Genomic DNA, 24821 nt, shown 5'->3' with positions numbered 1-24821 from the left:
ACGCGACTCAGACGTCGGCGACCTTGCGGCCCTTGTACTCCAGGAAGAGCTCGGTGCCCTGCGAGTCGGTGACGACCTTCGCCTGGTGCGGACGGCTGTAGACGACCTTGCCGTTCTCGACGGTCTTGACGAGCGCCGGAGCCTCCGCCTTCCACTGCGCGCGACGCGAGCGGGTGTTCGAACGGGAGACCTTGCGCTTCGGGGGGTTACCAGCCATGACTAGCTCTCTTCTTTCTCGGCGGCACGGCTCTCTGCCGTGCCGTCTTGGTCTGTGATCTGCTGGAGCGCACTCCATCGAGGATCGATGGGAGCGGCCTGCTCCGTCCCGGTGCTCTCGGTCAGCCTCTCGCCTGTGACCGGGTCGAGCCCGAGGCAATCCGGCTGACACACCGGCTGAAATGGAAGCGACAATACGGCCGCATCCCTGACGAGAGTTTCAAGATCCACGTGGTCGTCTTGAACCTCGAAGTCAGTTTCTTCCTCACCAGGATACGCGAAAAGCTCCTGGAACTCGACTTCGACAGGCTCGGAGATGTCGGTGAGGCAGCGGCCGCAGACGCCGACGTACTCTCCATCCGCGGAACCGGACACGAGAATGCCCTCGTGAACCGACTCCAGACGCACGTCGAGATCCAGCTCGGAGCCTGACTCGAAGGTCACGATGCCCTCCCCCCACTGCTCGGGGAGCGTCACCGTGAAGGTGTGCTCGCGCATCTCCCCCGGACGCCGGACGATGTCACGGACGGGGAGCACGAAGGGGCTGTTGAGTCGGGAACGCACCCCTCAATGCTACCGGGGTCTCCCTGCGACCGGGCCGGACGGGCGGCCTCAGAGGCCGCGCGCACCGGTGTCGAGGAACGACGCGACGGCCGGCGGAACGAACGGCGCGATGTCTCCCCCCAGCGACGCGACCTGGCGCACGAGCGAGCTCGACACCATGGCGTGCGCGGGATCGGGCAGCAGGAAGACGGTCTCGATGTCGGCCAGGTGACGGTTCACGATCGCCATCGGCGACTCGTACGCGACATCGACCTGCGAGCGGATCCCCTTCACCAGCACGCCCGCGTTCACGTCGCGCGCGTAGTCGACGAGGAGACCCATGCTCCAGGAGCCGATCACGATGTTGCCCTGCATGCCGTCTTCGGCGATCGAGCGCTCGAGCAGGGACAGCCGCTGCGCGATCGGCAGCATCGCCTCCTTGCCGGGGTTGTGCACCACCAGCACGTGCAGCTCGTCGTACAGGGCGGCCGCGCGGCGGATCACATCGAGGTGACCCAGGGTCGGCGGATCGAACGAACCCGGGACGACGGCGATCCTGCTGCTCATGCATCCAGCCTAGGGCACGGCCGAACGGCGTCAGTTCTTCGCCAGCGCCGCGCGGTCCTCGTCCGTCACGCGGCGACCGATGGCGTCGCGGAGACCGGGGTGGCGCGCGAGTTCCGGGTCGTCGGACAGGATCCCCTCCGCGAGCTCCCTCGCGCGGGTGATCAGCGCCGCATCCTTCACGACCCTGAGCAGCTTGAGCGACGAGCGCACGCCCGCCTGCGCGGCACCGAGCACGTCGCCCTCCCCCCGCAGCTCCAGATCGACCTCGGCCAGGGCGAACCCATCCAGGGTCGCGGCGACCGCATCGACCCGCTCCCGCGCGACGGAGCCTTCCTCGGCCTCGGTGACCAGCAGGCACAACCCCGGCACGCCGCCACGACCCACACGTCCGCGCAGCTGATGGAGCTGCGACACCCCGAAGCGGTCGGCATCGAGCACGATCATGGTCGAGGCGTTGGGCACGTCGACCCCGACCTCGATCACGGTCGTCGCCAGCAGCAGGTCGATGTCGCCGCGGGCGAAGGACTGCATCACCGCATCCTTCTCCTCCGACGGCATGCGCCCGTGCAGCACCGCGCGCCGGAGGCCGCCGAGCGTCGGATGCGTGGCCAGCGCCTCGTCGAGCTGCACGACGCCCCAGCGTGGCCCCTTCCCGCCCTCCGGCGCCAAAAGCTCCTGCTCGCCCGCCTCCGCCGTCTTCGCCGCCGTGTCGATCGCCGCGCATACCGCGAACACCTGTCGACCCTGCGCGATCTCCTCCGCCGCCCGCTCCCACACGCGGTTGAACCAGCCGGGATGCTCGGCCAGCGGAGCGACGTACGACTCGATGCCGGCGCGACCGGCGGGCATCGTGCGGATGACCGAGGTGTCGAGGTCGCCGAAGACCGTCATCGCGACCGTGCGCGGGATCGGCGTCGCGGTGAGGACGAGCGCGTGCGGACTGGATCCTTTCGCGCGCAGCGCCTCGCGCTGCTCCACACCGAAGCGGTGCTGCTCGTCGACAACGACGAGCCCGAGATCGGCGAACGTGGTCTTCTCCCCCAGCAGCGCGTGCGTCCCGACCACGATGAGCGACTGCCCGGAGGCGACCCGGAGCGCAGCCCTGCGCCGCTCGGCCGCGGGGAGCTGACCCGTGAGCAGCGTCGGCATCAGCAGCGGGGCGAGCTGCGGGCCCAGCATCTTCGTGATGGAGCGCAGGTGCTGGGCCGCGAGGACCTCGGTCGGGGCGATCAACGCGGCCTGTCCCCCGCTCTCGGCCACCTGCAGCATGGCGCGCAGCGCGACGAGGGTCTTTCCCGAGCCGACCTCGCCCTGCACCAGTCGGTTCATCGGCCACGCACCGACCAGGTCGTGCGCGATCTGCGCGCCCACGGTCTCCTGGTCGGGGGTCAGGGTGTACGGCAGCGCAGCGTCGAACCGTTCGAGGAGCCCACCGGGGTGCGCCGGGCGCGACGTGGCCGCCAGGGCGCGCACCGCCTGGCGCTGCTGCAGCAGCGCCGTCTGCAGGGTCAGCGCCTCGTGCATGCGGAGGGTGCGCACCGCGGGGTCGATGTCGTTGCGCGTGCGGGGGCGGTGGATGCGCTCGAGCGCCTCCCGCGCCGTGAGCAGTTCTTCGCCGCGACGCACCTCTTCGGGCAGCGGCTCAGGCACCTCGGTCAGCCCGTCCAGCACGCGGCCGACCAGGCGGGCGATCTGCCACGTCTGGATCGCCGACGTCGCCGGGTAGATGGGAATGGGCACCGCTGCCCGCGCGTCGGCCCGACGGCGCGCCGCATCCTCATCATCGAACAGCTCGTACTCGGGATGCGCGAACTGCGTGACGCCGTTGAACTCGCCCACTTTGCCGGAGAAGACCCCGCGTCGGCCGACGGCGAGATCGTTCGACCGCCACTCGGCCGCACCGATGTTCTTCGCGAAGAAGGTCAAGGACATGCGACCCACCCCGTCGCCGATCACCACGTCCACCATCGCGCCGGGTCGGTTGCGCATACGACGGAAGCTCGACGACAGCACCTCGGCGACGATCGTGACCGTCTCGCCGATCGGGAGATCGCGGATCGGCGTGAGCTCACCCGGATCCGCATAGCGCCGCGGATAGTGGCCGAGCAGATCGCCCACGGTCTTCATGCCGAAGGCGCGACCCAGCGTCTTGGCCGACGCCGCGCCGATGGCCTCCTCCAGCGAGGATTCGAGCGTGAGCGACATGCTCCGAGTCTAGAGAACGCGACCGACACGACGTCGTCGCCCCCTGTCGTATCGTGAACGGGTGACCAGGATCATCGCAGGCCGCGCGCGCGGCATCCGTCTCGAGGTTCCTGGGGCGGGGACGCGGCCCACGAGCGATCGCGTGCGGGAGTCGCTGTTCGCCGCGCTCGAGTCGCTCGAAGCGATCGACGGCGCGCGGGTCCTCGACCTGTACGCCGGCTCAGGTGCCCTCGGGCTCGAGGCGCTCAGCCGCGGAGCGTCGACCGCCGACCTGGTCGAGCGGGGTCGCCCCGCCGCGGCCGTCGTGCGCCGTAACGCGGGAGCCGTGGCCAGGGCGAGCAACCGGCCGCCGGCACGGGTGCACGAAGCGAGCGTCCGCTCCTACCTGGCCCGCGCCACGGGGCCCTACGACCTCGTGTTCACGGACCCGCCGTACGACCTCGATGACGCCGCCATGACCGCGGACCTGATCGCCCTCGCGCCGCTCCTGAGCGACGACGCGGTGCTGATCGTCGAACGTGCCCGTCGCTCCACCCGTCCGGACGTCGAGGCGGCGGGACTGCACGTGTTCCGCGAGAAGACCTATGGCGACACCGCGCTCTGGTGGTGCGAACGCGCGGGCGAGGCCGCGCTTGCGGAACAGGATCAGCCCGCCACGGAGTCCCAGTCGCGATAGGGGTCCCAGCCGCTGACGTCGACCGGGAGGTCGTCGCAGAGCAGGTTCTCGTCCGCGCGCTCCCGCACGGTGCCGATCGCCCGGAACCCCGGGGGCAGGATCCCGTCCGGGAAGCTCGCCAGCAGCGCATGATCCTCCCCGCCCGCCAGCGCCCGCTCCGGGAAGTCACCGAGCTCGGCGCGCTCCAGCGCGATCGTCACCCCCGAGGCATCCGCCATCCGCCGCGCGTCGAGCGCCAGCCCGTCGGAGACGTCCATCATCGCGGTCGCCCCGGCCGCCGCGGCCACCACGCCCAGCCCGATCGGCGGTGACGGACGCAGCTGCGCAGCCACCGCCGCGCTCTCCCCGGGTCCGAGCAGGGACGGGTCGACCGGAATCGGCGCGTCGCCGTCGCGGAAGCGCCCGAACAACACCGCGAGCCCATGCGCGGCATGACCGAGCTCGCCGGCGACCGCGACCACGTCACCGGGTCGCGCACCCGCCCGCGTGACGGGAGGCCGCCCTTCCAGGTCACCGAGAGCGGTCACCGCCACCGTCAGCACATCGGACACCGTCAGGTCGCCGCCCACCACCGCACACCCCGGCGCCAGCGCCGCGCACGCATCGCGGAATCCGTCGGCCAGCCGTTCCACGAACGACAGCCGCAGATCGCGCGGCACCGCCAGTGCCACCAGCAGCGCGGTCGGACGCGCTCCCATCGCCGCGACGTCCGCGAGGTTCACGGCCGCGGCCTTCCAGCCGAGATCATGCCCGCTGGACCACGCCAGTCGGAAGTCGGGACCGTGCACCAGCGTGTCCGTCGTCGCGACGACCGAGCCCGACGGCGCCGCGATCACGGCCGCATCATCACCCGGCCCGAGGAGCGTGTGCGCGCCCGGGGTCGTGCGGCTCAGGATCGACCGCAGGATGCGTCCCTCCGAGAGCTCTGCCAGGCGCGGGTCGTCGGCATCGGGTCGGGAGTGCATGTCGTCAAAGGTAGCCTGGATGCATGCCCCGTTCTCGTCGTCTCACCGCCGTCGCCGGGGCGATCGCCCTCGCCGCCGTCGTCACCGGATGCTCGACCACCGTCCACCTGGAACCCGCGGACGACGCCAACGATCCGGGCTGCGCCTCCGTCTCCGTGCTGCTCCCCGACAGCGTCGACGGGTTCGACCGGGTGTGGACCGACGCGCAGGCCACGGGCGCCTGGGGCGACCCCGCGATCGTGCTGCGCTGCGGCGTGGAGCCCCCCGCGCCATCGGCGCTCGTCTGCACGACGCTCGGCGGCGTCGACTGGCTGGTGCTCGATCAGGAGGAGGAGCGGCAGCGCCTCGTCACCTACGGGCGCGAGCCCGCGGTGGAGGTCATCATCCGCCGCGGCGAGCAGATCGACTTCCAGTCGATCGTGAACACCCTCTCATCGAGCATCCAGTCCGGCCTGGCGCCCGCGACCGCGCAGTGCACGGACCGCGTGGAGTTCCCCGCGGGCTGAGCGTCGCGGGGAACCCGGGTCAGCGGCGCAGACCCGCCTCCACCAGCTCCGTGATCAGGTCGCGGTAGCTCAGCCCGGAGGCCACCCAGCACTTGGGGAACATCGAGATCGGCGTGAACCCGGGCATCGTGTTCAGCTCGTTCACCACGAGCTCGCCCGACGGCGTGAGGAACATGTCGACCCTGGCCAGGCCGCGTCCGTCCACAGCCTCGAACGCGCGGACCCCGGCCTCCTGCACCGCCGACACCTCCGCGTCGCTCAGCTCCGCCGGGCACACGACGTCGACCCCGTCGCCGCCGAGGTACTTGCCCTCGAAGTCGTAGAAGCCGCGCGACGTGAGGACGATCTCGCCCGGGAGCGAGGCGCGGACACCCTCCGCCGCCTCCAGCACCGCGACCTCGATCTCGCGCCCGGTGATCCCCGACTCGATGAGGACCTTGTCGTCTTCCGCGAACGCCACAGCGAGAGCCGCATCGAGCTCCTCCGGGGCGCTCACCTTCGACACCCCCACGCTCGAGCCCGCCCGTGCGGGCTTCACGAACACCGGGAGGCCCAGACCGGCCGCCTGCTCGCGTACCGACGACGGGTCGCCGTCCCACGCCGCGCGCCGCACCGTGACCCACGGCGCGACCGGGATGCCCGCGGCCTGCAGGGCGATCTTCATGAAGTGCTTGTCCATGCACAGCGCCGAATCGAGCACGCCACCGCCCGCGTACGGCACCTCGAGCGTGTCGAAGTACCCCTGGATCGTGCCGTCCTCGCCGTGCGGTCCGTGCAGGATGGGCAGCACCACGTCGATCTCGCCGAGACCGTCGACGGCGCCGCCAGGGTGCACCACGCGGAGCGTGCGGTCGCCGCCCGGCTCCGGCCACAGGATGCGCGTGCCGTTGTCGACCACTTCGGGCAGGTGCGCCGCATCGAGCGGGAACTTCGCCGGGTCGTCGTCCTCCAGCACGAAGGCGCCCTCGCGCGTGATCCCCACCGGGATCACCGCGTAGCGGTCGCGGTCAATCGCGCCGAGCACTCCCCCCGCCGTTGCGGAACTGATCGAATGCTCGCTGGAGCGCCCTCCGAAGAGCACCACCACCGTCTGCTTGTCCATGGTTGGTCCTCTCCCCCTGCGGGGTGTCGTCGTCCGTCGTGAGATGCGGGGCGATATCCCGGGGATCCATCTTGCCGTCGAGCACCATCTTCACCTGCTCGACGATCGGCATGTCGACCCCGGCCTCGCGGGCGAGCTGCAGCACGGGGGCGACCGAGGCCAGCCCCTCCGCGGTCTGCTGCATCTGCTTCACGACGTCCTGGAACGAATAGCCCTGTCCGAGCAGCCGCCCGGCCGTGTTGTTCCGGCTCAGCGGCGACTGGCACGTCGCGATCAGGTCGCCGAGCCCCGCGAGCCCCTGCAGCGTCTCCGGCTGCGCGCCGTTCGCGACCGCGAAGTCGGTCATCTCGACCAGGCCACGCGTGATGATCGAGGCCTTGGTGTTCTCGCCGTAGCCGACGCCGTCGACGATGCCGATCGCGACGGCGATGAGGTTCTTCAGCACCCCGCCGAACTCGGTGCCGATCACGTCGGTGTTCACGAACGTGCGGAAGTAGCCGTTGCGCGCGGCCCGCGCCACGACCTCCGCCGTCTCCTGGCTCAGCGACGAGATGACGGCCGCGGTGGGCTGCTCGCGCGCGATCTCCAGCGCCAGGTTGGGGCCGGACGCCACCGCGATGCGCTCCGGGTCGCAGCGCAGCTCCTGTTCGATCACCTGACTCATGCGCAGACCCGTGCCCCGCTCGACGCCCTTCATGAGGCTGACGATCCGGGCATCGCCGGACGCGATCAGCGGTCGCAGCGCCTTGAGGTTCTCGCGCAGCGATTGGCTCGGCACCGACAGGTACACCTGCTCCGCCCCGTCGAGCGCCGAGGAGAGCTCGTGCGTGGCCGCCATGGTGCGCGGGAGATTGATGCCCGGCAGGTAGCGCGAGTTGCGCTTGGCCTCGTCGATCTCGTGCGCCAGCTCGGCGCGGCGGGCCCACATCGTGACCTGCGCTCCGCCATCGGCCAGGATCTTCCCGAACGTGGTGCCCCAGCTGCCCGCGCCGATCACGGCGACCCGGGGTCCCGCTGGTGTGTTCCTCTTAGGAGTCAAGTCGACCGGTCTCCTTCTGGCCGTGGCTCGCGGGGTTCCACCGCTCCGCTGGCGCCTTCTCCTCGCGCAGCTCCTCGAGCAGCGCCGTGATCGCGTTCATCAGGCGGCTCGTCGCCTCGGTCAGCGCGGCGGGCTCGGTCGCACGCCCGCGCAGATCCTCGACGTCGATCGGGTCGCCCACCAGCACGCGGACCGGCTTGCGCAGCGGCCACAGGCTCAGGCCCTTCTGATAGCGACCCATGATCTCCTGAGTACCCCACTGCGCCATCGGGATCAGCGGGATCCCGTCGGCGAGGGCGAGGCGGACCGCGCCGGACTTGCCGCGCATCGGCCACAGATCCGGGTCGCGCGTGAGCGTGCCCTCCGGGTACACGATCACGCCGCGGCCGTGCTCGACGAGCTCCGCCGACTGCGCCATGGTCTGCTTGGCCGCGGTCGCCGACGACGTCCGCGCGACCGGCACCATACCCGTGCGACGCAGCACCCATCCGAGCACGGGGACACGGAACAGGCTCTCCTTCGCCATGAACCGCGGGGCTCGGCCGATGCGCCACACGGCGACCGCGACGATCAGCGGGTCGAACTCGGAGTAGTGGTTCGGGGCGAGCACGAACGCGCCGTCGCGCGGCAGCTTCTCACCACCGGTGACACGGATCTTGGCGAGCAGCGACACGAGCGGGATGACGATCGCCGCGAGCGGCCAGAACAGACTCGGACGCGTCTTCTCCGGCGACCGGGAAGCCATCGGGCTCACCGGAGGACGTCGAAGTCGGCGCCGAGCGCGTCGAGCTTGGCGAGGAACTTCTCGTACCCGCGGGCCAGGATGTCGACGCCCGACACCTTCGACTCGCCGGAGGCCGTGAGCGCCGCGATCACGTGGCTGTATCCGCCGCGCAGGTCGGGCACGACGATGTCGGCGCCGTGCAGCGGCGTCGGGCCGGTGATGACGGCGGCCTGCTCCAGGTCACGGCGCGGCACGCGGCGAGGGCCGTCCTGCAGCCCGCGCGGGTGCACGACGATGTCGGCGCCCATCTTCACGAGGGCCTCCGTGAAGCCCATGCGGTTCTCGTACACGGTCTCGTGCACGACCGAGCGGCCGTGCGCCTGGGTCAGCGCGACCACGAGGGGCTGCTGCCAGTCGGTCATGAAGCCGGGGTGCACGTCGGTCTCGATCACGACCGGCTTGATGTCGCCGTCGCGCCGGAACAGGATGCCGTCCTCCTGGATGTCGAACCAGCCGCCCGCCTTGCGGAACACGTTGAGGAACGTCAGCATCTCCTGCTGCTTGGCGCCGCCGACGAAGATCTCGCCGTCCGTCGCCAGAGCGGCCGACGCCCATGAGGCCGCCTCGTTGCGGTCGAAGATCGACCGGTGGTCGTAGCCGCGGAGCTTCTCGACGCCCTCGATGAGGATCACGCGGTTCGGCTCGTAGGAGATGATCGCGCCCATCTTCTGCAGCACGGCGATCAGGTCCATGATCTCGGGCTCGATCGCGGCGTTGCGCAGCTCCGTGACGCCCTCGGCGCGCACCGCCGTCAGCAGTACCTGCTCGGTCGCCCCGACGCTCGGGTACGGCAGGTGGATGTTGGCGCCGTGCAGGCGAGTGCCGCCGGTCGACAGGCGGATGCCGCTCGGCAGCTTCTCGACGATCGCGCCGAACTTGCGCAGCGCGTCCAGGTGGAAGTCGATCGGGCGATCGCCGATGCGGCAGCCGCCGAGGTCGGGGATGAACGCCTGGCCCAGCCGGTGCAGCAGGGGCCCGCAGAACAGGATCGGGATGCGGGACGCGCCCGCGTGGGCGTCGATCTCCTCGAAGTGCGCCGACTCCACGTCGCTCGGGTCGAACACGAGCGAGCCCGGCTCATCGCCCTCCGACACCCGGACACCGTGCACCTCGAGAAGGGAGCGGACCACGGCCACATCGCTGATCGCCGGCACGTCGCGCAGGACGCTCGTCGTCTCTCCCAGGAGCGAGGCCACCATCGCCTTGGTGGCGAGGTTCTTCGCGCCCTTGACGTCGACCCGGCCACGCAGCGGTCGGCCTCCTCGGATGGCGAGGACGTCTCCGGTGAGCGCAGGGACGTCGTCGGGAAGAGCGTCGCGCACGGGTGTCGTCATTGGGGCCTCACTTCGTTCATCGGGGGCGGGGTTACCCCTGGCTCCCCCGCCCCCTCCGTCTCACTGAACGGGGAGGGTCCGCGGCCGCCACGACTCGCGACGGGCCTCGAACTGCGCGATCTTGTCTTCGTTGCGCAGCGTGAGCCCGATGTCGTCGAGCCCTTCGAGGAGCCGCCATCTAGTGTAATCGTCGATGCCGATGTCGGCCTGGATGCCGCCGACCGACGCGGTGCGCGCCTCGAGGTCGACGGTCATCTGCGCCCCGGGATTCCGCTCGATCTCGGCCCAGAACCGCTCGAGGTCGTCCTCCGAGATCGTCGCGGCGAGCAGGCCCTGCTTGCCCGAGTTGCCTCGGAAGATGTCGGCGAATCGCGGGCTGAGCACGACCTTGAAGCCGAAGTCGCGCAGCGCCCACACGGCGTGCTCCCGGCTCGAGCCGGTACCGAAGTCGGGACCGGCGACGAGGATCGACGCGCCCTGGTACACGGGCTGGTTGAGCACGAACTCCGGGTCCTGCCGCCATCCGTGGAACAGCGCGTCCTCGAAGCCGGTCTTGGTGACGCGCTTGAGGAACACCGCGGGGATGATCTGGTCGGTGTCGACGTTCGACCGCTTCAGCGGAGCGGCGATGCCCGTGTGGGTCGTGAACTTCTCCATGGGTCAGGCCTCTTCCGTCAGGTCGCTCGGGCTGGACAGGGTGCCGCGGATCGCCGTGGCCGCCGCCACGAGCGGCGACACGAGGTGCGTCCGACCGCCCTTGCCCTGTCGCCCCTCGAAGTTGCGGTTCGAGGTGGACGCGCACCGCTCCCCAGGGGCGAGCTGGTCGGGGTTCATCCCCAGGCACATCGAGCAACCGGCGAAGCGCCATTCGGCACCGAAGTCGGTGATGACCTTGTCCAGGCCCTCGGCCTCGGCCTCCAGCCGCACGCGTGCGGAGCCGGGCACGACCATCACGCGCACGCCGTCGGCCTTCTTCTTGCCCTGGATGATCGACGCGAACGCGCGCAGGTCCTCGATCCGGCTGTTGGTGCAGGAGCCCATGAACACCGCGTCGACCGGAACCTCCTTGAGCGGAGTGCCGGGCGTCAGATCCATGTACTCCAGCGCGCGCTCGGCGGCAGCGCGCTCGTTCGGGTCGGCGATCTGCGCGGGGTCCGGCACCGCGGCGGAGAGGGAGCTCCCCTGTCCCGGGTTCGTACCCCACGTGACGAACGGCTCGAGCTCGTTCGCGTCGATGAAGACCTCCGCGTCGAACTCGGCACCCTCGTCGGTCGGCAGCGTGCGCCAGTACGCGACCGCGTCCTCCCAGTCCTGGCCCTTCGGAGCGTGCGGCCGCCCCTCCAGGTACGCGAAGGTCGTCTCGTCCGGCGCCACCATGCCCGCGCGGGCTCCGGCCTCGATCGACATGTTGCAGATCGTCATGCGGCCCTCCATCGAGAGGGCGCGGATCGCGCTGCCGCGGTACTCGAGCACATAGCCCTGCCCGCCGCCCGTGCCGATCTTCGCGATCACCGCGAGGATGATGTCCTTCGCCGTGACACCGGGGCGCAGCGTGCCCTCGACCGTGATGGCCATGGTCTTGAACGGCTTGAGCGGCAGGGTCTGCGTCGCCATGACGTGCTCGACCTCGCTCGTGCCGATGCCGAACGCCATCGCGCCGAACGCGCCGTGGGTCGAGGTGTGCGAGTCGCCGCACACCACCGTGATGCCGGGCATCGTCAGGCCCAGCTGCGGCCCCACCACGTGCACGATGCCCTGCTCGGCATCGCCCAGCGAGTGCAGGCGCACCCCGAACTCGGCGGCGTTGCGGCGCAGCGTCTCGATCTGCGTGCGACTGGTGAGGTCGGCGATCGGCTTGTCGATCTCCCACGTCGGGGTGTTGTGGTCCTCGGTCGCGATCGTCAGGTCGAGGCGGCGCAGTGGGCGGCCCTCGCTGCGCAGACCGTCGAAGGCCTGCGGGCTGGTGACCTCGTGCACGAGGTGCAGGTCGATGTAGATGAGGTCGGGCTGGCCGTCTTCGCCCTTCACGACGAGATGGTCGTCCCAGACCTTCTCGGCGAGGGTCCTGCGGCGTGCGGAAGGGGCTCCGGAATCGGGGCTGGTCATGGCGTGTCTCCTGTGGCTGGCGGTTCGGCCCACGATGGACTCCGCGACGAGGAGGGGCTCAGATCGAGGTCTCGCCGCGGCCGCTAAGAAGGAGAACGGTCCGCATGACGTCAGGTTACCACCGCTCGGACACGCCGCGACGCGCCGTGACACTCTGTTGCTCACCCGCCCGATCGAGAGGCCCCGCATGACCGTCGACACCGCCCGCTTCGCCACCCGTGCCGTCCACGCCGCACGCCGTCGCGAGACCGCTGCGTCGCGCGCGACCCCGATCTACCTCACGGCCGGCTTCGAGTTCGACGACTTCGACCACGCCGCCGACCACTTCGGCACGGGGACGGGATTCGGCTACACCCGCACCGGGAACCCGACGGTGCGCGCGGTCGAGCGCCAGCTCGCCTCGCTCGAGTCGGGGGCGGACGCGGTGCTCGTGGCGAGCGGTCAGGCCGCTGTGACCGCCGCGGTGCTGTCGGTCGTCGGAGCCGGCGACCACATCGTGTCGTCGACCCACATCTACGAGGGCACGCGGGGGCTCTTCCTCGACAACCTGGCCCGCCTCGGCATCGAGACCACGTTCGTGGACGACATCGCCGATCCAGACGCCTGGCGCGAGGCCATCCGTCCCACCACCCGCGCGCTGTTCGCCGAATCGCTCGCGAACGCCCGCAACGACGTGCTCGACGTCGCCGCGGTGAGCGCGATCGGCGACGAGTCCGCGATCCCGCTGATCGTGGACAACACCCTCCCCACTCCCGCCCTGCTGCGCCCGCTCGAGCACGGCGCAGCGATCGTCGTGCATTCCGCCTCCAAGTTCCTCGCCGGGCACGGCTCCGTGCTCGGCGGCGTGATCGTCGACGACGGCCGCTTCGACGCCGACCGCGCCGGACACAACGCCCCGCACCTCGTGCTCCCCGGCCGCGGCGGACTGCCGAGCGTGTACGCCCGCCACGGCGGCAACGCCCGCATCGCGTACGTGCGGGAGTCGGTCGCGCCGCGCTTCGGCGCCTCCCCCTCCCCGCTCAACGCCTTCCTCATCGGGCAGGGCACGGAGACGCTGGGGCTGCGGGTCGAGCGGCAGTCGCGCAACGCGCTCGCCGTCGCGCGCTGGCTCGCCGCGCACGACGCCGTGGAGAGCGTGGACTACGCCGGCCTCCCGACCCACCCGCACCATGCGACCGCACGACGCTACCTGGACGGCGGCTTCGGCTCGATCTTCACCGTCACGCTGCGCGGCGGCCTCCCCGCCGCGCGTCGTTTCGTGGAGGAGGTCGAGGTGTTCACGCACATGACCCACATCGGCGACGTGCGCTCGCTCGTGCTGCACCCGGGCACCACGAGCCACGCGCAGCGTACGGACGAGGAGCGCCGCGTGCTCGGCGTCGCACCGGGGACGCTGCGCCTGTCGATCGGCATCGAAGACGTCGACGACCTCGTGGCCGACCTGGCGCGCGTGCTCGAGTCGGTGCGGGAGACGGTGGCATGACCAGGCCGCAGCACTTCGGATGGTTCCTCGCCCGCGGCTTCGGCCCGCAGGGGTGGGGCTACCCGTCCCTCGACTGGGACTACGACTGGACGCGGCCCGAGGTGTACCAGGAGGCCGCCCGCACGCTCGAGCAGGCGGGCTTCGACCTCGTGATCATCGAGGACAGCCCCTCGCTCGGCTCGCCCGAGACCATCGACCTCCGGGTGCGCCACGCGTTCGGCGGCCCGAAGCACGACCCGCTGCTGCTCGCGCCGTACCTCTTCCAGGCCACGCGGCACCTCGGCGTGGTCCCCACCGTGAACCCCGCCGCGTCGCTGCCGTACACGTCCGCGCGGCAGTTCGCCACGCTGCACCACCTGAGCGGCCATCGGCTCGGCCTCAACGTGGTCACCGACACCGGGAGCGCGCGGCACTTCTCCGACGCCCCGCAGCTCGGGCACGACGAGGCGTACGACCGCGCCGAGGAGTGGCTCGACGGCATCCGGTCGCTGTGGCACAGCTGGGACGACGGGGCGCTCGTCGCCGACCGCGCCACCGACGTGTACGCCGACGGCAGTCGGCTGCGACCCGTCGCGCATCGCGGACGCCACTACGCGTTCGACGGACCGCTGAACGCCCTGCCCTTCACGGACGGGGAGCCCGCGATCGTCTCGCCCGGGGGCTCCGGACGCGGCCTGGGCTTCGCGGGAGCGAACTCCGACGTGCAGCTCGCCCTCGCCCCGTTGCACGAGAAGTCCGTGCGCGACTATCGCGCGAGAGTGCACGAGGCCGCGGTCGCGAAGGGCCGACGCCCCGAGGACATCACGATCCTGTTCGCCATCCAGCCCGTCATCACGTCATCGAGCGAGGAGGCCGATCGCATCGTCGCCGCCTCCGCGCGCCCCGACGACGCCGCGCTGCAGCAGATCGCCCGCAAGCAGTCGAGCGACCTGGAGACCGACCTCACCGCGCTCGACCTCGACCGACCGCTCGACCTGTCGATCTTCGGTGCCCACGTGTCGCGCGGCAGCATCCAGCGGCTGATCGGGGACCGCGGCGAGGACGCCCCGCTGCGCGCTCACCTCACCGCTCTCGCGCGGGCGGGACGCCTCTCCGACCGGACGGGATTCGTGGGCACCGCGGACGAGTTCGCCGACCTCGTCGAGGAACTCGGCGACTGGGGCAACGACGGCGTGCTCCTGTGGGGAGACTTCCACCCCGTCACCCTGCACCGCACCCTCGACGAGCTCGTGCCGATCCTGCGCCGACGCGGGCTGCTCCGGCGCGAGTACGCCGACGGCGGGCTGCAGGCGAACCTGCGATCGTTCTGACGGGCCTCCCGGCCGCTCACTCCCCGACGGGGGCGCTGCGCCGCTCCGCGCGCTTCTCCCGCGAGGACGCCACGAGGCTGGCCACCGTGGCGACCGTCATCGACACGAGGATGACGCCCAGGGACACCATGTTGTCGATGTCGGGCACCCACTCCACGTGCTGTCCGCCGTTGATGAACGGCAGCTCGTTCACGTGCAGCGCGTGCAGGATCAGCTTGATGCCGATGAAGCCGAGGATCACGGCGATGCCGTAGTGGAGGTACCGCAGGCGGTCGAGCAGATCGCCGAGGAGGAAGTACAGCTGCCGCAGCCCCATCAGCGCGAAGATGTTCGCTGCGAACACGAGGAAGCCGTTCGTGGTGATCTCGAAGATCGCCGGGATCGAGTCGATCGCGAAGATGAGGTCGGTCACGCCGATCGTGATGAACACGATCACCATGGGCGTCCACATGCGCTTCCCGTCGACGGTCGTGCGGATCTTCGAGCCGTCGTACGTCTCGCTGATGTCGATGCGGCGACGCAGCAGTCGCACGATGAAGTTCTCGCGCTTGACCTCGTCCTCGTGGTCGCCCTCCGGCATGGCCTGGCGGATCGCGGTGTAGACCAGGAAGGCGCCGAACACGTAGAAGATCGGCGAGAAGTTCTCGATCACCGCGACGCCGACCAGGATGAACAGTCCGCGCAGGATCAGCGCGATGATGATGCCGACCATCAGCACCTGCTGCTGCAGCCGACGCGGCACGGCGAACTGCGCCATGATCAGCACGAACACGAACAGGTTGTCGACCGAGAGACTGTATTCGAGCGCCCAGCCCGTGATGAAGTCGCCCGCGTTCTGCCAGCCGCCGACGTTTCCCAGCAGCACCGCGAACAGCAGCGCGAGCCCGACGTAGAACACCACCCAGAGGGTCGACTCCTTCGTCGAGGGGATGTGCGGCCGCAGCCGGATGAGCAGGAGGTCGCCGATCAGGATGATCGTGAGCACGACCATCGAGGTGATCTCGAACCAGACGGGGATGTCCAACGGCGCACTGCACCTTTCGCGAGGGGTCGGTGATGTCCGAAAGTCTCTCCCCCGCACCGAAGTGCGTCGCGCGCCCGGAGCAGCGGTGTCGGTGCTCGTGATGACGTTACGCGCGGGTCCGGGATACTCCCTCTCGCCGGAGCCATGCTACCGGAGCATCCGACCTGCGGCGTGAGCGATCGCGTCGGGAATCCGGGTCTGAGACGATGGGCCCGATCGTGACACTCACCGGTGAGAGACACCGAACGGAAACCCGATGCCTTCCCAGACGACTGATCAGAGGTGGGCGGCCCAGGCCGCAGCCGGCGACGAGGGCGCCTTCCGCGAGCTCTACCGGGCCCATGTGCGGCCCGTGTACTGGATCGCGCAGGGCATCCTCGCCTCCCCCGCCGATGCCGAGGACGTGACCCAGGAGACGTTCGTGGTCGCGTGGCGCAAGCTCCCCGGCCTCGAGCTGCAGGGCGAGTCGATCCTGCCCTGGCTCGCGACGATCTGCCGGTTCCAGGCGGCGAACCGCCTGCGCCAGCGTCGCCGCGACCGGGCGCACACGGCGGACGCGGTCGACGAGGATCTGGCGAGCACGGTCAGCGTGGAGGAGCAGGTCATCACGGCCGCGCTCGCCGCGCGGATCGCTGCCGAGGTGGGCACGCTGAGCGAGCTCGACCGGGAGATCTTCCGGCTGTGCGCGGCGGAGGGCTACGCCTATCAGGCCGCAGCGGAGGAGCTCGGGGTCACGCACGCCGTCGTCCGGAACCGTCTCTCGCGAGTGCGCACGCAGTTGCGCGGCGCCGTGAAGGAAGTGAGAGACGCATGAACGCACAGACTCCCGCCGAGCAGCTCCCCGAGCTGTCGGACGAGGCCATCGCCCGCATCGAGCACGCGGTGTTCGCCGAGATCGCCGGGGAGCGCGCTCCGGCGCGACCGGCGGAGGGGAAGGCCCGTCGGCGCCGCCGCGCCTGGCTCACCGGGGGCGGGATCGCCGCGGCGTTCGTGATCGGCGTGCTCGTCACCCCGCCGATCCTGCACAGCGTCGGGGGCTCCGCCGTGTCGACGGTCGAGGGACTGAGCCTCCCGGGCAACGCGGTGACTGAATCGTCGACCGACTCCGCGCCGGAGGGAACCACCGCGGTCCCGCCCGGTTCGGTGCCCGGCGACGGCGCGCGCTCCGACACGAGCGGCGGGATGCTGCCCGGAGTGGCGCTGCCGGGGGCCGCCACGGCGGACGCCGGCCGCGACATCATCGCGACCGCGCAGGCCACGGTGCAGGTGAAGAGCATCCCCGACGCGGCGGACGCCATCGCCGCGCTGGCCGAGGAGCACGGCGGCTACGTCGAGAGCACCGAGGTGGGCAAGGCGCTCGCGGCGGACGACACCCGCGCGCCCGCGCCCGCCGACTCCGCGTACGGCTGGATCAGCATCCGCGTTCCCTCCACCGACCTCACCGCCGTGATCGCGGCGCTCGGCGACACCGGCGAGGTGCTGTCGTCCTCCACGTCGAAGCAGGATGTGACGTCGACCGCGATCGACCTGCGGGCACGCGTCGACTCGACCAGGGCGTCGGTCGAACGGCTCACGCAGCTCATTGCGCAGTCGGGCAGCGTGTCGGAGCTCATCGAGGCCGAGGTGGCGCTCACCGACCGGCAAGCGCAGCTGGAGTCGTACGAGCAGCAGCTCGCTGCCCTCGACGACCAGGTGGCGATGTCGTCGCTGCAGGTGCAGCTGACGAAGGCCACCGCGCCGAGCACGGCCGACCCCGCTGGTTTCGGCGACGGTCTCCTCGCGGGGTGGAACGGCCTCGTCGTGTCGCTGAACGCACTGGTCATCGCGGTGGGCTTCCTGCTCCCCTGGCTGGCGGTCGCCGCGGTGGTCGTGCTCGTGGTCTGGCTGATCCGTCGGTCGCGTCGCACCCGCCGGAACCGCTCCGAGGCACCGGCCGCGCGCACGGGCGACGCGGGCTGACGGCGAGAGGGACCCGACTCGCAAACCTGATTTTCCGGGGTATACAAGAACTCTTGTGCACCTGGGGATCCCGCCCTAGCGTGATGCCCGTGGAAGACATCTCCGTGATCACCGCCGTGCACCACCCGTTGCGCCGCCGCATCTACGACTACCTCCTGCTCTACGGCACGTGCCAGGTGACCACGCTCGCGCGCGCCCTCGACAGCCAGGTCGGCAGCATCAGCCATCACCTGCGCATGCTCGAACGCGCGGGCGTCGTCGAACGCGCGCCCGATGAGTCGGACGACCGCCGCACCAGCTGGTGGCGGGTGGCCCGACGAGGGCTCACCTGGTCGGTGGACGACTTCGCCGATTCCCCCGCCGATGCGCTGCTCGCCCGCGAGGCGCAACGCCAGGGCATCCGCATGCAGATCGACCGGCTCCAGCGCTGGCACCGGCACCGGGACGACCCCGCCTATGCCGGGTACGACGCATCCAACACCGAGACCACCGCGTGGGCCTCCCCCGACGAGCTGCGGGACCTCTCCGCGCGGCTGCTGCAGACCATCCGCGAGTGGCAGGGCGGCATCGCCCTGGACGACGGCCAGGAGCGCGTGCCGGTTTTCGTGTTCGCCCACGCATTCCCCACGGAGCCCTGATGACCGCGGTCGAGGAGCCGGTCGAGTTCGCGCCGCCTCCGCCGTTCCGGCGCGACCGCCTGGTCCATGCCTGGATCGGCGTGAAGGCCCTCTCCGACGCAGGGGATGCGCTGTGGACCATCGCCCTGGCGTGGACGGCGGTGCAGATCGCGTCCCCCGCGGTCGCCGGGCTCATCGTCGCCGCCGGAACCCTCCCCCGGGCACTGATCCTGCTGTTCGGCGGGGTGCTCGCGGACCGCGTGGACGCCCGCCGCGTGATGCTGCTGTTCACCGTGGCCCGCGTGGCCGTTCTCGTCGCCGTCGCCCTGTGGGTGCTGGCGACGCCCCCCACCGTCGCCGTGCTGGTGTTCGCCGCGGTCGCGTTCGGCGTGTGCGACGCGTTCTACGAGCCGTCGGCGGGCACCATCGCCCGGCAGCTCGTGCGCACGTCCGACCTGCCGTCGTACGGGGCCGCCGCGCAGACGGCCTCGCGACTCGGGACGATGGGCGGTGCCGCCGCCGGTGGCCTGGTGGTCGCGCACACCGGGCTGGTAGGCAGCGCCTCGGTCAACGCGCTCACGTTCACGGTCGTCCTGGCGTTCCTCGCCCTCTGGCTGCGCCCCCGGTTCCGCCTGGCGCGTGCCGCCCGGCAGTCGGCTCTGCGCGGCATCGGCTCCGGCTTCGCGCACCTGGCGGCGAACCGCACCACGCGCACCCTGGTGATCGCGCTGTCGGGGCTGAACCTCGCCGTAGGGCCGGCCGTGGGCATCGGTCTGGCGCTGCGTGCGCACGACGAGGGCTGGGGCGCCCAGGCCGTCGGACTGTTCGAGGCGCTGCTGGGCCTCGGCGCCGCGCTCGGGGCGGTCTCGGTCGCGAAGTGGCGTCCGCGGCGCGAGGCCTACGGCGGATTCTGGGCGCTGGTCGTCCAGGGGGCGGGAATCGCGGCACTGGGCGTGGGACCGGCCTGGACGGTGGGAACGGCGGCTTTCGTGATCGGCGCCACCGCGGGGTTCGCCTCGGTGCTGCTGAGCGCGACGTTCTCGGCGACGGTCGACACCGCGTACCTCGGACGGATGGGCGCGCTCACCCGCCTCGGCGATGACTGCCTGATGCCGGCGGCGATGGCCGGATTCGGGGCGCTCGCCTCGGCGACCGCGGTCTGGGTGCCGTTCGCGGTGTTCGGCGGGGCGATGATGGCGCTCATGATCGTCCCCCTTCGCACGGCGGCTTTCCGCATCCTGTCGCTGCGACCCGCGGGATGAGCACCTGCCGCAGACGACGAAAGCCCTCCGGGCAAACCGGAGGGCTTTCGTCGTGTTGTGTGACCCCAGCGGGATTCGAACCCGCGTTACCGCCGTGAGAGGGCGGCGTACTAGGCCGCTATACGATGGGGCCGTCTGGCGGAGCGTTTCCGTCCCGCGACAACCGTTCAAGTATGGCACGGCCGTTCTCTGCGCGCCAAATCGGCACCGCGTCCGCGCGACTCCCGGGCGTGGCGCGCCGTCGCGGTGATTGCCGCGACCGCCACGGAGCGGTTGACTCGTGTCATGCGCGTCTCCAAGTTCGAACATGCCGCCCTCCGTCTCGACCTCAACGGTCAGACCCTCCTGATCGATCCCGGCTCCTTCACCACGCCGCCCGACGACCTCAGCGGACTCGTGGGGGTCGTGCTGACCCACGAGCACCCCGACCACTGGACGCCGGAGCAGCTGGACCGGATCCTCCGTGCCGCGCCCGGCACCCCCGTCTACGGCCCGGAAGGGCTCGCCCGGGCGGCAGACGGCTACGAGATCACGGTGGTCTCACCCGGCGACACGATCGAGGTCGGACCGTTCACACTGCGGTTCTTCGGCGGCACCCACGCCGTGATCCACTCCTCGATCCCGACCATCGACAACGTCGGCGTGCTCGTGAACGACGAGCTCTACTACCCCGGCGACTCGTACGCGGTGCCCGAGGGCGTGGACGTGCAGACCCTGGCCGCACCGCTCGGCGGCCCGTGGCTCAAGATCGGCGAGGCGATGGACTACGTGCTCGCCGTCAAGCCGCGCCGGGCGTTCGGCACGCACGACATGACGCTGTCCGTGATCGGCAGGAACATGCACCGGCAGCGACTGCAGTGGGCGACGGAACAGAACGGCGGCGAGTTCTTCGTGCTCGACCCCGGCGACACGCTCGACCTGTGAGCACCCCACCGCGGTCGGCCCCGCGACGGCTCCTGCCCCGCCCCACGGAGCGGCTCGTGTTCCGCGAGATGATCGACGACGACCTCGACGACCTCGCCGCGCTCCTCGGCGACCCCGCGGTGATGACCTACTATCCCGCGCCGAAGACCCGCGCCGAGAGCGCCGCGTGGATCGTCCGCATGCGCGAGCGCTACGCGCAGGACGGGCACGGCCTGTGGACCCTGGAGACCCACGACGGCGCGTTCGTGGGTGACTGCGGTCTCACGTGGCAGTCGTCGAACGGGCAGCCCGTGCTCGAGGTCGGCTACCACGTGCGCGCGGAGCTCCAGGGGCGCGGCTACGCCACGGAGGCCGCACGCGCCTGCGTCGAGCTCGTCGGCCGCGAGCTCGCGCCGACGCTGCTGACCGCGATCATCCACCCCGACAACACCGCGTCCCGCCGGGTCGCCGAGAAGCTCGGCATGCGCCACATCGACGACGACCGTGCGCACCCGTGGACCGTGCGCACGGTCATGGGGATGACCGTCGAGCCGATCTAGGCCTGGCCGCCGCGGACCCGGAGATCCCGCGCCAGGTGGTCGCGCTGCTCCACCACGAGGCGACGCAGCGCCGCCGGGGCGTCCGCGTTCGCGTCGAGCCACGCGTCGACGGGATCCAGCGTGTCACCGGCCGGGAACAGCCCGATCACCAGGCGCTGCGCCAGCTCGATGCTCCGCTCGCTCCACGCGTCGCGGATGCGGGAGAAGTACTCCGCGTCGAAATCGGAGATCAGGTCGCGACGGCCGCCCGCGCGGAACCCGGCGATCTCGGCGTCCAGGTGGTCGTTCGTCAGCGAGCGGTCATCCCAGGCAGCCGCCCAGGCCGCGGCGCGCACGGGCGCCTCCGGGCGCGACGCGCGGGCACGGCGGGCGGCCGTGCGTCCGTCGCCGGTGTCGTCCCGCTCCTCCTCCGCCGCGATGTCGGCACCGTCGGCGTGTCCGGTGGTGACGAGCGCGGTCAGCAGCTGCCACCGCAGGTCGGGATCGATCACGAGACCGTCCGGACCCCGGCCGTCGAGCATGTCGCGCAGGTCGGCGTGGTGCACATCGTCGAACGCCGAGGCCGTCGCCAGCGCGCGCGCCCACGACAGCTGCGCGTCACTTCCCGCCTCCGCGGCCTGCAGCGCCGACCAGGCGGCCTCCGTCCAGGCGCGCTGCTCCTCGACCCGGCGTTCGTCGGCCACGAAGTGGCGCACGGTGAACGCGGCGTTCTGGATCGCCGCCCCCAGCAGTCCGCCGTTCGGCTCGGCCGGGGCGTGAGCACGGGCGATGCGCAGGAAGCGTCCCGCATCGAGCTCACCGTCGCGGGTCGCGTTCCACAGCGACGACCACACGAGCGCCCGCGCCAGGGGGTCCTCAATGGCCGAGAGCGACTCCTCCGCGGTCGCCAGCGAGCGGTCGTCCATCCTCGCCTTCGCGTAGGTGAGGTCGTCGTCGTTCAGGAGCACGAGGTCCGCTTCGGGGACGTCGAGCTCGACCCGCTCGCCGGGAAGGTCGAGCTCCCGCTGCTCGCGGCGGACGATCCGACCGTCGACACGGTCGTAGAAGCCGATGCGGAGGCGATGCGGACGGGTCCCGCTCTGCACGAGGGTGCGGCGGCCGTCGTCGTCCGCCTCGATCCACAGCGTCGAGACCCCGGTGGTCTGCAACCACGCCGCCGCCCAGTCGCTCATGTCGCGCCCGGACGCCTCGCTCAGCACCACGAGGAAGTCGTCGAGCGTGGTGTTGCCGAAGGCGTTCGCCGCGAAGTAGCGTCGCGCGCCCTCGAAGAACGCCTCGTCGCCGACGTAGGCGACCAGCTGCTTCAGCACCGAGGCACCCTTGGCGTACGTGATGCCGTCGAAGTTGAGCTTCGCCGCCTCGAGATCGGGGATGTCGGCCACGATCGGGTGCGTCGTCGGCAGCTGATCCTGCTGATAGGCCCACGACTTGCGCCGCATCGCGAACGTGACCCAGGCGTCGTGGAAGCGCGTCGCCACCGCGGACGCGTGCGAGCCCATGTAGTCGGCGAACGACTCCTTGAGCCACAGGTCGTCCCACCAGGTCATGGTCACGAGGTCGCCGAACCACATGTGAGCCATCTCGTGCAGGATCGTGTTGGCCCTGGCCGCCCGCTGTGCGTCGGTGGCGGCACCGCGCGAGAGGTAGGACTCGGTGAAGGTCACCAGCCCGGGGTTCTCCATCGCGCCGAGGTTGTACTCGGGTACGAAGAGCTGGTCGTACTTGCCCCAGGGGTACGGATAGGCGAAGGCGTCGGTGAAGAAGTCGAGCCCCTGCCGCGTGACCTCCAGGATCTCGTCCGACTCGAGGTGCTCGGCCAGCGAGCGTCGCACGAACAGTCCGAGGGCGATGCGCTGCTCGTCGCGCGTCCACTCCCCGTCCACGCGGGTGTACGGTCCCGCGGCCACCGCGGTGATGTAGCTGGAGATCGGCAGCGTGGGGGCGAACTCCACGCGCTGCACGCCCACGCCGAGGTCCACATGGGCGGGCGACTGGTTGGAGAGCACTTCCCACCCCGACGGCGCATCGACCACGAAGGTGTATTCGGCCTTGAGGTCGGGCTGCTCGAAGCACGCCATCACGCGGCGGGCGTCCGCTGGCTCGTACTGCGTGTACAGGTAGGTGCGGTCGTCGGCGGGGTCGTGGAAGCGGTGCAGCCCCTCCCCCGAGCGGCTGTAAGCGCCGACCGCCTCGACCCGCACCACGTTGGACGGTGCCAGACCGGTGATCGCGATCCGTGCTCCGTCGTAGTCGACCTCGCGCTCCTCGCCGTTCACCTCGACGCGGCGCACCTCCTCGCCGATGAAGTCGAGCCAGGTCGCGTCGGTCGTCGCGTCGAACTCCAGCGTGGTCGCGGTGGGGAATCCGGTGCGGGCCCGCTCCGGCGCTCCGGTCAGGTCGAGCTCGACGCGGATGCGGTGGAGGGTGACGGCCGCGGATCGCGCGGCGGTCTCCTCGCGGGTCAGGTTGGCGGTGTCCATCCTTCCATCCTGGCATCCTGGAGCCGTTCGCACGGCCTCGGCCGAGGTTCAGACATGGGCGAGCCGATGCCCCAGTTCCGCGGAGAGCTCCCGGGACGCGGCCTGCCGGGCCGACGCGACGGCCTCGTCGCCGCGCGCCCGTGCCGTCGCGGCCAGGATCGCGTCGCTGCGGGCCACCTCCGCACGATCCCCGGTCGCCTCGGCGATGCTGCGCGCCTCGGCCGCGTGCTGCTCCGCCCGTTCGACGTCAGCAAGGGGCGCCCCCGGCCGCGCCAGGATCTCCGCGAGGGAGTTCGAGGCCTCGGTCGCGATGAGGGGCGAGCCGGCCCGCTCCGCCTCACGCAGCACGCGCTCGGCCTCGCGGCGGGCCCGTTCGGTCCGCCCGGCTCGCCCGTCGATGCGTGCGGCGAGCAGGTCCAGATCCGCTGACGTGCCGAACTCGCCCGCCACCTGCAGCGCGCGACGGGCATCGTCGCACCGGACGACCGCGAGGGCGTCGTCGCCCTGCGCCTCCGCCACCAGCGCGAGCGTGCGATGCACGAACGGCAGGGCCTCCCCGCCGGCGTCGGACAGCAGGGCTTCCAGCTCCGCGGTCGCCTCATCCAGTCGTCCGACCGCGAGGTACAGCAGCGGACGGTTCCCCCGCACGACCGCGATGTTGAGGTCGTCGCCCGCCGCGGTCGCCAGCTCCAGCGCGACGGCGTAGCCGCGCTCGGCCTCGGGGTACCGCGCCAGGATCCGCAGCGTGTCGGCCCGGTTGCCCAGCGCCCGCCCCTCCACGACGCGATCGCCCACCGCACGAGCCCGCTCCACCGCTCGCGCGTACGAGACCAGGGCCTCGTCGAGGTGACTCATCCACCGCTGCACGTTGCCGATCTGGTTCCAGGTGCGTGCGGACGCCGCCCCCGAGGCGATGCGACGCACGCGGTGCAGCGTGACGAGGGCCTCGTCGAGTCGGCCGAGCTTCTCCGCGCAGTGCGCCACCCCGAGCGCGACCTCCGGCACCAGCTCCAACCCAGAGCCACGGGAGGCGAGGTCGTGCAGCTCCAGCGACTCCGCCCACAGGGACCACCGCGACAGCGCCGGGTGCGACGCGAGCGCGAGACGCTCGACCTCCGCGTCCAGGCCGTGCTCGTGGGCGGCCGCCGCGACGGCGAGCACGGTCGCCACCTCCCGCGCG

The 24821-nt window shown here is 71.2% G+C and carries 24 protein-coding genes and 1 tRNA gene; 10 read left to right on the top strand and 15 right to left on the bottom strand.

Features of this window, described 5'->3' with window-relative positions:
• Window positions 1–7: 7 nt before the first annotated feature.
• From rpmF to DW309_RS17055, 4 genes are all read right to left on the bottom strand, one after another.
• The gene (gene rpmF / locus DW309_RS17070) at window positions 8–217 is read right to left on the bottom strand and encodes a 50S ribosomal protein L32 (RefSeq protein WP_050721097.1); all 210 of its coding nucleotides are present in this window, start codon (window positions 215–217) and stop codon (window positions 8–10) included.
• Window positions 218–219: 2 nt separating this feature from the next.
• Complete coding sequence (locus tag DW309_RS17065; protein WP_136034620.1) at window positions 220–714, bottom strand: YceD family protein; 495 nt, start codon at window positions 712–714, stop codon at window positions 220–222.
• Window positions 715–828: 114 nt separating this feature from the next.
• The gene (gene coaD / locus DW309_RS17060) at window positions 829–1326 is read right to left on the bottom strand and encodes a pantetheine-phosphate adenylyltransferase (protein WP_136034542.1); all 498 of its coding nucleotides are present in this window, start codon (window positions 1324–1326) and stop codon (window positions 829–831) included.
• Between the two features lie 30 nt (window positions 1327–1356).
• Window positions 1357–3531 (bottom strand): ATP-dependent DNA helicase RecG, encoded by a 2175-nt coding sequence (locus DW309_RS17055; protein WP_136046053.1) that lies wholly within the window; start codon window positions 3529–3531, stop codon window positions 1357–1359.
• 61 nt (window positions 3532–3592) lie between these two features.
• Between DW309_RS17055 and rsmD the strand changes: the two genes are divergently transcribed.
• Entirely contained in the window at window positions 3593–4207 is a 615-nt protein-coding gene (rsmD, locus tag DW309_RS17050) for a 16S rRNA (guanine(966)-N(2))-methyltransferase RsmD (RefSeq protein WP_136046052.1), read from the top strand.
• On the opposite strand, the gene thiL is transcribed toward rsmD, so the two are convergent.
• Entirely contained in the window at window positions 4177–5172 is a 996-nt protein-coding gene (gene thiL / locus DW309_RS17045; protein WP_136046051.1) for a thiamine-phosphate kinase, read from the bottom strand. The two genes, rsmD and thiL, sit on opposite strands and share 31 nt — an antisense overlap.
• 23 nt (window positions 5173–5195) lie before the next feature.
• On the opposite strand from thiL, the gene DW309_RS17040 reads away from it, so the two are divergent.
• Complete coding sequence (locus DW309_RS17040; protein ID WP_136046050.1) at window positions 5196–5678, top strand: DUF3515 domain-containing protein; 483 nt, start codon at window positions 5196–5198, stop codon at window positions 5676–5678.
• A 19-nt stretch (window positions 5679–5697) separates the two neighbouring features.
• Here DW309_RS17040 and DW309_RS17035 read toward each other — a convergent pair whose 3' ends face one another.
• Genes DW309_RS17035 through leuC form a run of 6 tightly spaced genes read right to left on the bottom strand, consistent with a single transcriptional unit; the run spans window position 5698 to window position 12043 of the window.
• Window positions 5698–6780, bottom strand: coding sequence for a D-alanine--D-alanine ligase family protein (locus tag DW309_RS17035; protein ID WP_136046049.1), 1083 nt, complete (start codon window positions 6778–6780; stop codon window positions 5698–5700).
• Window positions 6686–7819: an NAD(P)H-dependent glycerol-3-phosphate dehydrogenase gene (locus tag DW309_RS17030; protein ID WP_136034529.1), complete on the bottom strand. Its 1134-nt coding sequence runs from the start codon at window positions 7817–7819 to the stop codon at window positions 6686–6688. Before DW309_RS17030 ends, DW309_RS17035 begins: the two co-directional genes overlap by 95 nt.
• A complete protein-coding gene (locus DW309_RS17025; protein WP_136034526.1) occupies window positions 7809–8564 on the bottom strand; it encodes a lysophospholipid acyltransferase family protein in 756 nt (251 codons plus the stop codon). Before DW309_RS17025 ends, DW309_RS17030 begins: the two co-directional genes overlap by 11 nt.
• A gap of 5 nt (window positions 8565–8569) precedes the next feature.
• A complete protein-coding gene (gene murA, locus DW309_RS17020) occupies window positions 8570–9937 on the bottom strand; it encodes a UDP-N-acetylglucosamine 1-carboxyvinyltransferase (protein ID WP_136034524.1) in 1368 nt (455 codons plus the stop codon).
• Between the two features lie 60 nt (window positions 9938–9997).
• Window positions 9998–10594 carry a 3-isopropylmalate dehydratase small subunit gene (leuD, locus tag DW309_RS17015; RefSeq protein ID WP_136037000.1) on the bottom strand — a complete coding sequence of 199 codons (597 nt, stop codon included), beginning with the start codon at window positions 10592–10594 and terminating at the stop codon, window positions 9998–10000.
• A gap of 3 nt (window positions 10595–10597) precedes the next feature.
• On the bottom strand, window positions 10598–12043 hold the full coding sequence (leuC, locus tag DW309_RS17010) for a 3-isopropylmalate dehydratase large subunit (RefSeq protein ID WP_136034520.1): 1446 nt from the start codon (window positions 12041–12043) through the stop codon (window positions 10598–10600).
• 187 nt (window positions 12044–12230) lie between these two features.
• Between leuC and DW309_RS17005 the strand changes: the two genes are divergently transcribed.
• Together DW309_RS17005 and DW309_RS17000 are read left to right on the top strand one after the other, a co-directional pair.
• Window positions 12231–13526 (top strand): O-acetylhomoserine aminocarboxypropyltransferase/cysteine synthase family protein, encoded by a 1296-nt coding sequence (locus tag DW309_RS17005; protein WP_136034517.1) that lies wholly within the window; start codon window positions 12231–12233, stop codon window positions 13524–13526.
• A complete protein-coding gene (locus tag DW309_RS17000) occupies window positions 13523–14836 on the top strand; it encodes an LLM class flavin-dependent oxidoreductase (RefSeq protein ID WP_136046048.1) in 1314 nt (437 codons plus the stop codon). The genes DW309_RS17005 and DW309_RS17000 overlap by 4 nt, the downstream gene beginning before the upstream one ends.
• 16 nt (window positions 14837–14852) lie before the next feature.
• Here the strand turns inward: DW309_RS17000 and DW309_RS16995 are convergent, their stop codons facing one another.
• Complete coding sequence (locus DW309_RS16995; RefSeq protein WP_136046047.1) at window positions 14853–15860, bottom strand: TerC/Alx family metal homeostasis membrane protein; 1008 nt, start codon at window positions 15858–15860, stop codon at window positions 14853–14855.
• Window positions 15861–16116: 256 nt separating this feature from the next.
• On the opposite strand from DW309_RS16995, the gene DW309_RS16990 reads away from it, so the two are divergent.
• The 4 genes from DW309_RS16990 (at window position 16117) to DW309_RS16975 (ending at window position 19698) form a co-directional block, all read left to right on the top strand.
• The gene (locus DW309_RS16990; RefSeq protein ID WP_136046046.1) at window positions 16117–16674 is read left to right on the top strand and encodes an RNA polymerase sigma factor; all 558 of its coding nucleotides are present in this window, start codon (window positions 16117–16119) and stop codon (window positions 16672–16674) included.
• Window positions 16671–17819, top strand: coding sequence for a DUF4349 domain-containing protein (locus tag DW309_RS16985; protein WP_136046045.1), 1149 nt, complete (start codon window positions 16671–16673; stop codon window positions 17817–17819). The genes DW309_RS16990 and DW309_RS16985 overlap by 4 nt, the downstream gene beginning before the upstream one ends.
• 89 nt (window positions 17820–17908) lie before the next feature.
• A complete protein-coding gene (locus tag DW309_RS16980) occupies window positions 17909–18457 on the top strand; it encodes an ArsR/SmtB family transcription factor (protein WP_136034507.1) in 549 nt (182 codons plus the stop codon).
• The gene (locus tag DW309_RS16975; protein ID WP_136046044.1) at window positions 18457–19698 is read left to right on the top strand and encodes an MFS transporter; all 1242 of its coding nucleotides are present in this window, start codon (window positions 18457–18459) and stop codon (window positions 19696–19698) included. Before DW309_RS16980 ends, DW309_RS16975 begins: the two co-directional genes overlap by 1 nt.
• A 60-nt stretch (window positions 19699–19758) precedes the next feature.
• Here the strand turns inward: DW309_RS16975 and DW309_RS16970 are convergent.
• Window positions 19759–19831 (bottom strand) — tRNA-Glu (locus tag DW309_RS16970).
• 152 nt (window positions 19832–19983) lie between these two features.
• Between DW309_RS16970 and DW309_RS16965 the strand changes: the two genes are divergently transcribed.
• The gene (locus tag DW309_RS16965) at window positions 19984–20622 is read left to right on the top strand and encodes an MBL fold metallo-hydrolase (RefSeq protein WP_136046043.1); all 639 of its coding nucleotides are present in this window, start codon (window positions 19984–19986) and stop codon (window positions 20620–20622) included.
• Entirely contained in the window at window positions 20619–21161 is a 543-nt protein-coding gene (locus DW309_RS16960; protein WP_275090552.1) for a GNAT family N-acetyltransferase, read from the top strand. The genes DW309_RS16965 and DW309_RS16960 overlap by 4 nt, the downstream gene beginning before the upstream one ends.
• On the opposite strand, the gene pepN is transcribed toward DW309_RS16960, so the two are convergent.
• Together pepN and DW309_RS16950 are read right to left on the bottom strand one after the other, a co-directional pair.
• On the bottom strand, window positions 21158–23641 hold the full coding sequence (gene pepN, locus DW309_RS16955; protein ID WP_136046042.1) for an aminopeptidase N: 2484 nt from the start codon (window positions 23639–23641) through the stop codon (window positions 21158–21160). The two genes, DW309_RS16960 and pepN, sit on opposite strands and share 4 nt — an antisense overlap.
• Window positions 23642–23689: 48 nt before the next feature.
• Window positions 23690–24821: tetratricopeptide repeat protein (locus DW309_RS16950; RefSeq protein WP_136046041.1), on the bottom strand; the 1132-nt coding region annotated here is incomplete at its 5' end.

The sequence above is a fragment of the Microbacterium sp. K41 genome (assembly GCF_004794395.1).
GTDB lineage: Bacteria > Actinomycetota > Actinomycetes > Actinomycetales > Microbacteriaceae > Microbacterium > Microbacterium sufflavum.
This window is presented reverse-complemented; position numbering and strand designations above follow the sequence as displayed.